The organism is [Borrelia] turdi (assembly GCF_030439285.2).
In the GTDB taxonomy this organism is placed as follows: Bacteria; Spirochaetota; Spirochaetia; order Borreliales; family Borreliaceae; genus Borreliella; species Borreliella turdi.
Genome location: NZ_CP124018.1, coordinates 426710 through 440418, shown reverse-complemented (window position 1 = coordinate 440418; position 13709 = coordinate 426710). Strand labels below are relative to the sequence as shown.

Below are 13709 nucleotides of genomic sequence, written 5' to 3'. Positions count from 1 at the left end.
TTTGGTTTTTATCAAAATTTTCTATTTAAAATAGAAAATTATTTATTAAAGTTTTAGTAAAGTATTGACATAGATTAAACAAAAATATATATTATTCTATGTTGCATAAACAAATTGGCAAAGTAGAGATGGAAGATAAAAATATGGTCAAAGTAATAAGAGTCTATGGTGGATGCCTAGGAGCTTTAAGGCGAAGAAGGTCGTGGTAAGCTGCGAAAAGCTTGGGGGAGAAGCAAACATTTATTGATCCCAAGATTACCGAATGGAGTAATCCAGCTAGCAAGATGCTAGTTATCTATTATCTAAATAATAGAGGCGATACCAGGGGAAGTGAACCATCTAAGTACCCTGAGGAAAAGAAATCAAAGAGATTCCCTTAGTAGTGGCGAGCGAAAAGGGAGTAGCCCAAACTTTAAATGTGTCAAGCCGCAGAGCGTTGCATTTATGGGGTTGTAGGACGTTTAAGCTTAGTCTGTGATAAGCAAAAAAGTTACAAAATATTTATATAGAAGAATAATCTGGAAAGTTTAACCAAAGAAGGTGATAGTCCTGTAATTTAAATGTAAATATCTTTTTAAAATGTTCCTGAGTAGGACGAGGCACGAGAAACCTTGTTTGAAGCTGGGGAGACCACTCTCCAAGGCTAAATACTAAAAAGCTACCGATAGAGAAGAGTACCGTGAGGGAAAGGTGAAAAGAACCCCGGGAGGGGAGTGAAATAGAACTGAAACCGTAGACTTACAAGCAGTCAAAGCCGCGATTTATTGCGGTGATGGCGTGCCTTTTGCATAATGAACCTGCGAGTTATCATGTCTAGCAAGATTAAAGCATAGAAGTGTTGGAGTCGAAGCGAAAGCGAGTCTTAAAAGGGCGATTTAGTTAGATGTGGTAGACCCGAAGCCGAGTGATCTATTTATGGCCAGGCTGAAGCTTGGGTAAAACCAAGTGGAGGGCCGAACTCTAGTCTGTTTAAAAAGGCAGGGATGAGCTGTGAATAGGAGTGAAAGGCTAAACAAACTCGGAGATAGCTGGTTCTCCCCGAAATGGATTTAAGTTCAGCCTTATTTTAGTTTAATAGAGGTAGAGCACTAATTGAGCTAGGGCCTGTCAAAGGGTACCAAACTCAGTTAAACTCCGAATGCTATTAAATGGTGAATAGGAGTGAGGCTATGGGCGATAAGGTTCATAGCCGAGAGGGAAACAACCCAGATCAACAGCTAAGGTCTCAAAAATGTGTTAAGTGGAAAAGGAGGTTTAGGTACGTAAACAGCCAGGAGGTTGGCTTAGAAGCAGCCATACCTTTAAAGAGTGCGTAATAGCTCACTGGTCGAGTACTTAAGCGCCGATAATGTAACGGGGCTAAACACATTACCGAAGCTTTGGATCTTAACGCAAGTTAAGATGGTAGGGGAGCGTTCTGTAAGCCGGTGAAGTTAAACTGTAAAGTTTGATTGAGGTATCAGAAGTGAGAATGCAGGTATGAGTAACGAAAAAATGGGTGAGATCCCCATTCGCCGAAAACCTAAGGTTTCCTGGGTAAAGGTCGTCTTCCCAGGGTTAGTCGGCCCCTAAGGCAAAATTGAAAAGTGTAGTCGATGGGAAACGGGTTAATATTCCCGTACCTCTTATAGTTTCGATGGAGTGACGCATGAGGTTAACTACTGCTAGGCGATGGTTGTCCTAGTTTAAGCATTAAGGTGATGATCTTAATAGGAAAATCCGTTAAGAGAGCTAAGATGTGATGATGAGTGTTATTTAGGTAACATGAAATGTAGGTAGTCAAGGTGCCAAGAAATAGCTTCTAAGGTTAGGCTATAAGGGACCGTACCGCAAACCGACACAGGTAGGTGGGATGAAAATTCTAAGGCGCGCGAGAGAATCCACGTTAAGGAACTCTGCAAAATACATACGTAACTTCGGGATAAGTATGACCTAAGCAATTAGGTAGCATAAAAATGGTCCAAACGACTGTTTACCAAAAACACAGGTCTCTGCAAATCTGTAAAGAGAAGTATAGGGACTGACACCTGCCCGGTGCTGGAAGGTTAAGAGGAGATGTTAGTTTGTTCGAAGCATTGAATTTAAGCCCCAGTAAACGGCGGCCGTAACTATAACGGTCCTAAGGTAGCGAAATTCCTTGTCGGGTAAGTTCCGACCCGCACGAATGGTGTAACGATTTGGACGCTGTCTCAACGTGGAGCTCGGTGAAATTGAAGTATCGGTGAAGATGCCGATTACTTGTGGTTAGACGGAAAGACCCCGTGAACCTTTACTATAGCTTGGTATTGAGATTTGATTAAATATGTGTAGGATAGGTGGGAGACTTTGAAGCTATCTCGTTAGGGGTAGTGGAGTCAATCTTGAAATACCACCCTTGTTTAATTAGGTTTCTAACTTATAAAAATATGAGGAGAGTGCCAGGTGGGTAGTTTGACTGGGGCGGTCGCCTCCTAAAAAGTAACGGAGGTGCGCAAAGGTTACCTTAGAGTGGTTGGAAATCACTTTGTAAGTGTAAAGGCATAAGGTAGCTTAACTGTAAGACTGACAAGTCGAACAGATACGAAAGTAGGTCTTAGTGATCTGGCGGTAGCGAGTGGAAGCGCCGTCACTTAACGAATAAAAGGTACTCCGGGGATAACAGGCTTATCCTTCCCAAGAGTTCACATCGACGGAAGGGTTTGGCACCTCGATGTCGGCTCATCGCATCCTAGGGCTGAAGCAGGTCCTAAGGGTATGGCTGTTCGCCATTTAAAGCGGTACGCGAGCTGGGTTCAGAACGTCGTGAGACAGTTTGGTCCCTATCTGCCACAAGCGTTGGATATTTGAGAGGAGCTATCTTTAGTACGAGAGGACCGAGATGGACGAACCTCTAGTTTACCAGTTATCCTGCCAAGGGTAAGTGCTGGGTAGCTACGTTCGGAAAGGATAACCGCTGAAAGCATCTAAGTGGGAAGCCTTCCTCAAGATGAGATATCCTTTAAGGGTCCTGGAAGAATACCAGGTTGATAGGTTAGAAGTGTAAGTATAGTAATATATTAAGCTGACTAATACTAATTACCCGTATCTTTGGCCATATTTTTGTCTTCCTTATAAAAACCCTGGTGGTTAAAGAAAAGAGGAAACACCTGTTATCATTCCGAACACAGAAGTTAAGCTCTTATTCGCTGATGGTACTGCGAGTTCGCGGGAGAGTAAGTTATTGCCAGGGTTTTTATTTTATACTTTAAGCTCTTAATTTATTTTTTATGTTTTTTAAATGTTCATTTTTTTAATATTTAAAAAACATAAAAAATAAATTAGATATTGACATAGATTAAACAAAAATATATATTATTCTATGTTGCATAAACAAATTGGCAAAGTAGAGATGGAAGATAAAAATATGGTCAAAGTAATAAGAGTCTATGGTGGATGCCTAGGAGCTTTAAGGCGAAGAAGGTCGTGGTAAGCTGCGAAAAGCTTGGGGGAGAAGCAAACATTTATTGATCCCAAGATTACCGAATGGAGTAATCCAGCTAGCAAGATGCTAGTTATCTATTATCTAAATAATAGAGGCGATACCAGGGGAAGTGAACCATCTAAGTACCCTGAGGAAAAGAAATCAAAGAGATTCCCTTAGTAGTGGCGAGCGAAAAGGGAGTAGCCCAAACTTTAAATGTGTCAAGCCGCAGAGCGTTGCATTTATGGGGTTGTAGGACGTTTAAGCTTAGTCTGTGATAAGCAAAAAAGTTACAAAATATTTATATAGAAGAATAATCTGGAAAGTTTAACCAAAGAAGGTGATAGTCCTGTAATTTAAATGTAAATATCTTTTTAAAATGTTCCTGAGTAGGACGAGGCACGAGAAACCTTGTTTGAAGCTGGGGAGACCACTCTCCAAGGCTAAATACTAAAAAGCTACCGATAGAGAAGAGTACCGTGAGGGAAAGGTGAAAAGAACCCCGGGAGGGGAGTGAAATAGAACTGAAACCGTAGACTTACAAGCAGTCAAAGCCGCGATTTATTGCGGTGATGGCGTGCCTTTTGCATAATGAACCTGCGAGTTATCATGTCTAGCAAGATTAAAGCATAGAAGTGCTGGAGTCGAAGCGAAAGCGAGTCTTAAAAGGGCGATTTAGTTAGATGTGGTAGACCCGAAGCCGAGTGATCTATTTATGGCCAGGCTGAAGCTTGGGTAAAACCAAGTGGAGGGCCGAACTCTAGTCTGTTTAAAAAGGCAGGGATGAGCTGTGAATAGGAGTGAAAGGCTAAACAAACTCGGAGATAGCTGGTTCTCCCCGAAATGGATTTAAGTTCAGCCTTATTTTAGTTTAATAGAGGTAGAGCACTAATTGAGCTAGGGCCTGTCAAAGGGTACCAAACTCAGTTAAACTCCGAATGCTATTAAATGGTGAATAGGAGTGAGGCTATGGGCGATAAGGTTCATAGCCGAGAGGGAAACAACCCAGATCAACAGCTAAGGTCTCAAAAATGTGTTAAGTGGAAAAGGAGGTTTAGGTACGTAAACAGCCAGGAGGTTGGCTTAGAAGCAGCCATACCTTTAAAGAGTGCGTAATAGCTCACTGGTCGAGTACTTAAGCGCCGATAATGTAACGGGGCTAAACACATTACCGAAGCTTTGGATCTTAACGCAAGTTAAGATGGTAGGGGAGCGTTCTGTAAGCCGGTGAAGTTAAACTGTAAAGTTTGATTGAGGTATCAGAAGTGAGAATGCAGGTATGAGTAACGAAAAAATGGGTGAGATCCCCATTCGCCGAAAACCTAAGGTTTCCTGGGTAAAGGTCGTCTTCCCAGGGTTAGTCGGCCCCTAAGGCAAAATTGAAAAGTGTAGTCGATGGGAAACGGGTTAATATTCCCGTACCTCTTATAGTTTCGATGGAGTGACGCATGAGGTTAACTACTGCTAGGCGATGGTTGTCCTAGTTTAAGCATTAAGGTGATGATCTTAATAGGAAAATCCGTTAAGAGAGCTAAGATGTGATGATGAGTGTTATTTAGGTAACATGAAATGTAGGTAGTCAAGGTGCCAAGAAATAGCTTCTAAGGTTAGGCTATAAGGGACCGTACCGCAAACCGACACAGGTAGGTGGGATGAAAATTCTAAGGCGCGCGAGAGAATCCACGTTAAGGAACTCTGCAAAATACATACGTAACTTCGGGATAAGTATGACCTAAGCAATTAGGTAGCATAAAAATGGTCCAAACGACTGTTTACCAAAAACACAGGTCTCTGCAAATCTGTAAAGAGAAGTATAGGGGCTGACACCTGCCCGGTGCTGGAAGGTTAAGAGGAGATGTTAGTTTGTTCGAAGCATTGAATTTAAGCCCCAGTAAACGGCGGCCGTAACTATAACGGTCCTAAGGTAGCGAAATTCCTTGTCGGGTAAGTTCCGACCCGCACGAATGGTGTAACGATTTGGACGCTGTCTCAACGTGGAGCTCGGTGAAATTGAAGTATCGGTGAAGATGCCGATTACTTGTGGTTAGACGGAAAGACCCCGTGAACCTTTACTATAGCTTGGTATTGAGATTTGATTAAATATGTGTAGGATAGGTGGGAGACTTTGAAGCTATCTCGTTAGGGGTAGTGGAGTCAATCTTGAAATACCACCCTTGTTTAATTAGGTTTCTAACTTATAAAAATATGAGGAGAGTGCCAGGTGGGTAGTTTGACTGGGGCGGTCGCCTCCTAAAAAGTAACGGAGGTGCGCAAAGGTTACCTTAGAGTGGTTGGAAATCACTTTGTAAGTGTAAAGGCATAAGGTAGCTTAACTGTAAGACTGACAAGTCGAACAGATACGAAAGTAGGTCTTAGTGATCTGGCGGTAGCGAGTGGAAGCGCCGTCACTTAACGAATAAAAGGTACTCCGGGGATAACAGGCTTATCCTTCCCAAGAGTTCACATCGACGGAAGGGTTTGGCACCTCGATGTCGGCTCATCGCATCCTAGGGCTGAAGCAGGTCCTAAGGGTATGGCTGTTCGCCATTTAAAGCGGTACGCGAGCTGGGTTCAGAACGTCGTGAGACAGTTTGGTCCCTATCTGCCACAAGCGTTGGATATTTGAGAGGAGCTATCTTTAGTACGAGAGGACCGAGATGGACGAACCTCTAGTGTACCAGTTATCCTGCCAAGGGTAAGTGCTGGGTAGCTACGTTCGGAAAGGATAACCGCTGAAAGCATCTAAGTGGGAAGCCTTCCTCAAGATGAGATATCCTTTAAGGGTCCTGGAAGAATACCAGGTTGATAGGTTAGAAGTGTAAGTATAGTAATATATTAAGCTGACTAATACTAATTACCCGTATCTTTGGCCATATTTTTGTCTTCCTTATAAAAACCCTGGTGGTTAAAGAAAAGAGGAAACACCTGTTATCATTCCGAACACAGAAGTTAAGCTCTTATTCGCTGATGGTACTGCGAGTTCGCGGGAGAGTAAGTTATTGCCAGGGTTTTTATTTTATACTTTAAGCTCTTGATTTATCGTGTATACTTATTTTGCACATTAGTAAAATTGTTATATTTTAATAAGGAAATTTTAAAATAACATGAAAAAAGCAAGCTTTTTAAGTATTAATTTTTTAATTTTGCTTTTGGTTTGCTTTGTCAATGCCAATTTATTTTCTAAAGATACTTTTAAGTTTAAGTTTGTAGGTCAATATTTTCCTTTTTACTATAAAAATAATAAAGGAGAATATGTCGGGCTTATTTTTTCTATTTTAGATAAATGGGCAAAAGATAATAATGTTGATATTAGAATTGAACCTGTTGATAATTTAAATGAAGGGAAAATCGAAGACGAAGCAATATATTTAGGATTAACTTATAATTCAAAATTAAATGATTTTTTTTACTTTAAAAGTGAGCTTGCTAGGAGTATTTCAATTTTATTTTCTAAAAGCCCTAATAAAAAATATAAAGATATTCATTCAGCCTATTTATCTAACTTTAATATAGGAGTTGTTAAAAATACAATATATGAAGATATCTTGAGACTAAGAGGTGTTAACACCATTTTTTTGGTTGACAATGTTCAAGAGCTAGTATTAGCTTTAAAAAATGATAAAGTTGATTATATATATGGCGATTGTAAGACTTTAGCTTATATTGCAAAGGGTGTTTTAGGTGAAGATCTTGCAATTTTTAATGGAGATGTTTTTTATAGTGTCAAGAATAGAGTGGCTATTAGTAGAAATGCTCCTGAGATAATAAAGAATTTGAATTTAGATTTGTTTTCGTATTTGATGAAAATTCCTGATGAATATGTTGTTTCTTTTTTAGACAGTACTTCTAAGGGTAATTTTATTGATGTTGGGTTATATAATGATTATCCACCTTTAAGTTTTATTAATTCAAAGGGAAAGTTGTCTGGTATTTTAGTAGATTTGTGGAATCTTATTTCAAGGCAGCACATTTTTAAGCCCATTTTTAAAGGATTTTCCAAAGAGGATATTAAGAAGTCATTAGATGGAAAATCAGTGGGCATTTTTGGAGGAATTATTAGCAATGATAGTGTGTTTGAAAATGTTAATTATGTAGTAAGTAAGCCAATATATCCTCTTAATTTTAAATTTTATTCTAAAGGTTTAAATAATAATATCGGTCCAATAAATTCTCAGTTTATTGATTTTGATTTTAATAATATCCAATTAAATAAGAATCAAGATATTGTTAATAACTTTATAGATATTGTTAATAATTCATATGGGTTTATAGAAAATTCAATAACAACAAAATATTTATTAAAATTAAATGGATATAACGGCAGATTAAAATCTTACGATTCGATTTTTAATAAAAATAGGTTTTTAGTATTAGCCATTGATAACAGGGTTTATAAGGTTATTAGATATATTCTTAACTCTATATTTGATGATATTTCATTTGAATCTTTGCTTCAAATAGATAAAAATTGGTTGGATAAAGAAGAGATTAATAGCTCTCGAATAAATAGTTATAAAATTATGAATAAGGCTAAATTTAATATAGAAGAAAAAATTTGGCTATTAAAAAATAATAAATTAAATCTTGCTGTTAAAAATTGGTATCCAATAGATTATGTTGAAGCAAATAGTTACAAAGGAATAAATCAATTTTTGCTTGATAAGATTAGAATGTTTTCGGGTTTAGAATTTAACGTAATTGAAGCGCGCAGTATTTTGGATCTCAAAAAATTAATCAAATCTGGAAAAATTGATATGCTAAATACTAATGCGCTCGATTCAGATTTAGATAATGTTTTTAATATAGAATTAAATTCTAGAATTCCACTTTTTATTTTTTCAAATAAAAAAAGGGTGCTTCCATCTAGATCTTTAAAGGGGTTTGCTATACTTAATTTTTTATATAGTAAAAATTTGGTTTCTAACATTAAATCAAAGCTTATTCTGGTAGGTAGTTTTAAAGAAGCCCTACTTCTTCTTTATAAGGGAAAGATAGATGGGATTATTAGCGATGAGTATACAGCTACTGCTGTTTTTGAAGAATTAAATATTGTCGATGTTGAAAAACTTCCTACTTTTAGAGATTTGGTTTTTGATTTGAGTCTTGCTATTTATAATCAGGATTATATCTTAAAAGAAATTATTCAAAAAGTTGTTATGCGCTCGAATGCTGATAGTCAGATATATTTAAATGATTGGAAATTTGATGTTTATTATAAATCTAAAGGTAGTAGATTTAAAAATCTCAAATTTTTGGTTTTAACAGTCATTATATTTTATTTTACTTTTTTAGGGTTTGTAATAATTTTTCTGTTCAGGTTATCATTTGAACAGAAAAGAGAATATTCTTTTATAATGAATAAAAAAAAGATTGCAGAAGCTGCTAATACTGCTAAAACTATTTTTATAGCAAACATTAGTCATGATATTCGTACGCCCATTAATGGAATAATGGCAGCTACGGAGCTTTTGGACACCACTATTCTTACGGATGTTCAAAAAGACTATGTTAGGATGATAAATTATTCATCTGATTCTTTACTCTCTTTAATTGATGATATATTGTATTTGTCTCAAATAGATGTCAATGAGTTACATATTGATAGTCAAGAGATTGATTTAGAGAGTGAAATGGAAACGGTTTTAAAAACCTTTCAATCTCAATGTGCAAAGAAAAATATTGATTTATTCTCTTATTCTAAATCTATTTTTAATAATTATATAAAAGGTGATATTGTAAAAATTAAACAAGTTTTAATTAATTTAATAGGCAATGCTTTTAAGTTTACAGATGATGGTGTTATTGTTTTGAACTACGAAGAAGTATATAGAATAAGAGTTGATGGTAATAGGGTATTGGTTACAGTTGAATTTAAAGTAATAGATACAGGTAAGGGTATTAAAAGAGAGAATCTTTCTAAGATATTTGAAATATTCAAACAAGAGGATGATTCTTCTTCAAGGGTTCATGAGGGTGCGGGATTAGGATTGTCAATATCTAAAGAACTTATAAGGCTAATGGGTGGACTTGGTATTGCTGTTGATAGCAAGGTGGGTGAGGGTACAACTTTTTCATTTATGTTGCCGTTTTTTTTGGGTGGTGAGCTTAAAAGTAAAAATTTATCAATCAATAGATTTCAATCAATGGATAGCAATAATAAAGTGTTGAATGTGCTCTTGAGTCAAAAATCTATTAAAATTTTTGAGGATTGTTCGGCTTTGTTAGGCTATTCTTCTAATTTACACTATGTGGCGTCTTTTAAGGATGCTTATAAATTTTTTAAGGAATACTCTTTTTATAATTTTGTTTGTATAAATGTAAATAACGATACTATTGAAGATAGTATTCGATTTGCTAATGATATTGAAAGATTAAACTCTAATATACAAATTGTTTTTTTATTTTATTATTTGGATAATAAAGCGTTAAAAAATTTAAAATATATTCATGTTAAAAAGCCTTTAATGGGGCTTAGCATATCTTCTATTCTTTCTAAAAAAGAGTTTAAAACAGAAATAGATTTTGAAGATTTAGTTCCAATAGATAGTGCTTTTAAGATAAAAGATCCTATTAATGTGTTAATAGCTGAAGATAATCAAGTAAATCAAAAAGTGTTGAAAGATATTCTTGTTGTAATAGGTATTAATGAAAATTTTATTGATATTGTAGATGATGGGGTAAAGGCTTTACAATCTTTAAAAGATAAAAAATATGATATTGCTTTTATTGATATACGAATGCCCAAATATGATGGATTTTCGGTGGCTAAAGAAATCAGAAAATTTGAAAAGGCAAAGAATTTAAAGGCATGTGTTTTGGTTGCTGTAACAGCGCATGCTTTGAAAGAGTATAAAGAGAAGTGTTTTGAAAGTGGGATGGATGATTATATCTCAAAGCCAATACACATAAGTTCAATTAAAATTATATTAAAAAAATATTTAGAGCTTGAAGTTGATGATATTTGGGAGAATAAAGATTTAAATAAACTTGTTAGGTTTCCCAATTTAGATGTTAATAGGGCTTTAAAAGAATTAAATCTTTCATATGCATCATATTCTGAATTATGTAGGGGACTTGTTGATTTTATCTCTATTAATATTGTTGATTTAGAAAAAGCTTTTGATGATGAAAATTTATCTTTAATTAGGGACATATCTCATTCAATATCTGGAGCTCTTTCTAATATGCGTAGCAAATTGTATAAAGATTTTAAAAAAATTGAAACAAGCAAAGATTCAATTTATGAACTTAAGAAAATGTATTCTTTTGTAAAAAATGATTTATTGCAACTAATAAGCGACATAAAGGAGAATGTTTTGTTTGAGCCTGAGATTGTTAGCGAGAATAAGCTATACTTTAAAAATAATGATCAATTTTTAAACCTTCTCAATAAACTTTTAATTGGTATTAAAACTAGAAAGCCAAGAGAATATAAAGAAATTCTTAAGAGCATTGAAAAGTATGTTTTAGATGATAATATTCAAGTATTATTTAGTGATCTTCGCAGGAACTTAAGATTATATAAATTTGTTGAGAGCTCTAAAATTCTTAAAGAGATTATTGAGATGTTTAGCAATAAGAGATATTAGTAAGAGATATTAGTAGTGGAAATGATAATTAAAGATAAAGCTTTTGAAGTAGAAAATCAAAAGCTTTTAATTGTGGATGATTCTCCAACCAATTTAGATTTATTGGTAAATATATTACAAGATTCTTATGAGGTTGAAGTTGCAACAAACGGACTTGATGCTTTAAAGCAGGTTGAAAAAGATAGTCCTGATCTTGTACTCCTTGATATAGGCCTTCCAGATATTAATGGCTATGAAGTATGTAGAAAGCTAAAAAGCGATCCTGATACTAAAGATATTCCTGTAATTTTCATTAGCTCAAGAAGTTCTACAGATGCTCAACTTGAAGGATTTAACGTTGGCGGAGTAGATTATATCTTAAAGCCTTTTAATAGTCGAATAATTGACGCTAGGGTTAAAACTCATCTTGAATTAAAACGATTAAGAGATTATTTTAAAAGCTTATCTAGAATTGATGGGCTTACTCAAATTCCAAACAGAAGATTTTTTATGGATAAATTTTCTAAGTCGTGGATTAAAGCCTTAGATAATAAAGAAATAATAATTGTTGGGATGTTAGATATTGATAATTTTAAAAATTACAATGATAATTATGGCCATACCAATGGTGATGAGTGTCTTAAATTGATTGCTAAAGCCTTATATAGGGTTTCTTTAAAATATAAAATAGACGTTGCTCGATACGGAGGAGAAGAATTTATTTTTTTTTCTGTTAATAAGAGTCTAGATGAAATGATTAGTATTATTAAAACAATGATTAATGATATAAAGTGCTTAAGAATAGTTCATGAGTATAGTAGTATTTCTAGCATTGTAACTGTTTCAATTGGGCTTGCTCAAGAAATTCCTATTGATAATAATTTTACTAATATCATAAAGCTTGCTGACAGCAAGCTTTATGAGGCTAAAGTTTCTGGAAGAAATCAGTTTAGATATTAAAATTTTTATATTTATTAGACTTTAGTATTTATAAGTTACAGAGATTCCAATAGAATCGTAGTAAAAGTAAGAATTACCAGTTGCTATTCTTTTTGAAATATCAGCTAGTCCTGCTGTATTGCCTGTATATATTGGATTTGTAGATAATTTTAATTGAAGGCCAATTGTTAAAGATTTGACAACTTCAAAATTAGCAATAATAGAAATATTGTGATAAAAAATGTCGCTTCCCCAACCTTTGTTTTTCCACGAGCTTATGTTTCTTTCTTTGCCAATTTGTGTTTTCCCTTCATAAAGTAGACCTATGGTGTTAAGGGGTATTGGCATTTTGTAAGCTAAAAGAGCATAAGGCTTTATTAGCATTCCATTTATATTTTTACCATCGTCTGCTTTATATTTCCAAAGTTGATCTTTATTTGCATGAGGATTGATTAAGTATGTAAAATCATTGCCAATAACCGTAATAATATGTGTCCATTTTTCTTGAAAAATAGCGGTTAAATCAAATTGGAATCGCCCCCCGGCTGTTATTTCTGAATAAAATTCAATAGTATTTGAATATTTCCCGTTTTTAATGTGTACACCAATTCCCTTAAATCCAAAAGCTTCCCAACCCATACCAATTTCGTTTGATGCATATAAATTTAAAAAAGCAATAGGAGTAAAACTTAGTATGCTTTTAAATGAGATGCTTACAGGAGACAATCCAATATTTAAGTCAACGTCTATGCCATTGTTTTTAAAAAACATAGAATTAGGATTGTGTAAGGCTTTAAAATTTTTATAGTATCCTAAGTATGATATTAATTTTATTCCTCCCCAATAATTTTCTGTAATTTTTAAAATTGGTTCAATATTTTGGAAGTTAGGATGTCTAAAGCTTTGTGAGAAGTTTCCCCCATTTGTTCCTAGCTCGTGAGGAGGATAATAAGCAGCTTGAAAATTAAAGTAAAAATATTCATTATTGAATTCTAAGTCTTGATCTTGGGCAAGAATTATTCCTGCTTGTAAAAATAATAAGCAAAAGTATTTTTTTTTTAAACAACATTTTCATTTTAAATACCCTTTCCATTTAATTTTTTCTAAACATTATTCTAATTATCTTTTTTCTGATTTCATCAATTTTAACAGATGCATCAATATTATTAATTCTAGAGCATTTTGAGTAAAATTCTATTAGTGGTTTTGTTTGCAATTTATATTCTTTAAGTCTTGTTTTTAGGCATTCTTCTTTATCGTCTTCTCGTTGGTAAAGATCACCTCCGCAAACGTCGCAAATGTTATTGGTTTTTGTAGCTAGGGTATATATATTGAAAATATTATTACAAGATTTACAGATTCTTCTTCCCGAGAGTCTTTTTATTATTAATTCTTCATTAATTAAAAAGTTTATTATTTTTACATTTGGCAAAAATTTGTCAAGAGCTCTTGCTTGACAAATATTACGCGGGAATCCATCTAAAATAAAATTTTTGTTTTTTTCAATAGCTTTAATTTTGTCTTCTACTATTTTGATTGTAATTAGGTCGGGGACCAGTTCTCCTTTTTCAACAATTTTTTTTATTTCTTTTCCAAGAGCTGTAGAATTTAAAATGTTTTCTCTAAATAAATCTCCTGTTGAAATGTGATGGTATTTAAATTCGTTAGAAATAATTTTTGAAATAGTTCCCTTTCCAGAACCTGGAGGACCTAAAAATACAAGTCCCATATATGTACTCCTGTTTATATATTTATTATTTTAA

General features: G+C 34.3%; 4 protein-coding genes and 4 rRNA genes. 6 read left to right on the top strand and 2 right to left on the bottom strand.

Features of this window, described 5'->3' with window-relative positions; genetic code table 11:
* Positions 1-145 precede the first annotated feature (145 nt).
* The 6 genes from QIA31_RS02620 to QIA31_RS02595 all read left to right on the top strand — a co-directional run bounded on the left by QIA31_RS02620 (position 146) and on the right by QIA31_RS02595 (position 11967).
* Positions 146-3074: ribosomal RNA gene (locus tag QIA31_RS02620) — 23S ribosomal RNA — on the top strand.
* A 23-nt stretch (positions 3075-3097) separates the two neighbouring features.
* Positions 3098-3208 (top strand): 5S ribosomal RNA (rrf, locus tag QIA31_RS02615).
* Positions 3209-3384: 176 nt separating this feature from the next.
* Positions 3385-6313 (top strand): 23S ribosomal RNA (locus QIA31_RS02610).
* Between the two features lie 23 nt (positions 6314-6336).
* Positions 6337-6447 (top strand): 5S ribosomal RNA (gene rrf, locus QIA31_RS02605).
* Positions 6448-6543: 96 nt separating this feature from the next.
* Entirely contained in the window at positions 6544-11028 is a 4485-nt protein-coding gene (locus QIA31_RS02600; protein WP_301394141.1) for an ATP-binding protein, read from the top strand.
* A 15-nt stretch (positions 11029-11043) separates the two neighbouring features.
* On the top strand, positions 11044-11967 hold the full coding sequence (locus QIA31_RS02595) for a GGDEF domain-containing response regulator (RefSeq protein ID WP_301394140.1): 924 nt from the start codon (positions 11044-11046) through the stop codon (positions 11965-11967).
* Positions 11968-11988: 21 nt separating this feature from the next.
* On the opposite strand, the gene QIA31_RS02590 is transcribed toward QIA31_RS02595, so the two are convergent.
* Positions 11989-12966, bottom strand: a complete 978-nt coding sequence (locus QIA31_RS02590) for a hypothetical protein (RefSeq protein ID WP_301394467.1) — start codon at positions 12964-12966, stop codon at positions 11989-11991.
* Between the two features lie 73 nt (positions 12967-13039).
* A complete protein-coding gene (locus QIA31_RS02585; protein WP_301385634.1) occupies positions 13040-13675 on the bottom strand; it encodes an adenylate kinase in 636 nt (211 codons plus the stop codon).
* Positions 13676-13709 lie beyond the last annotated feature (34 nt).

Bases quoted from the DNA above. Each gene is read 5' to 3' on its own strand.
- QIA31_RS02585 (WP_301385634.1), bottom strand. From the start codon at position 13,675: ATGGGACTTGTATTTTTAGGTCCTCCAGGTTCTGGAAAGGGAACTATT.
- QIA31_RS02600 (WP_301394141.1), top strand. From the start codon at position 6,544: ATGAAAAAAGCAAGCTTTTTAAGTATTAATTTTTTAATTTTGCTTTTG.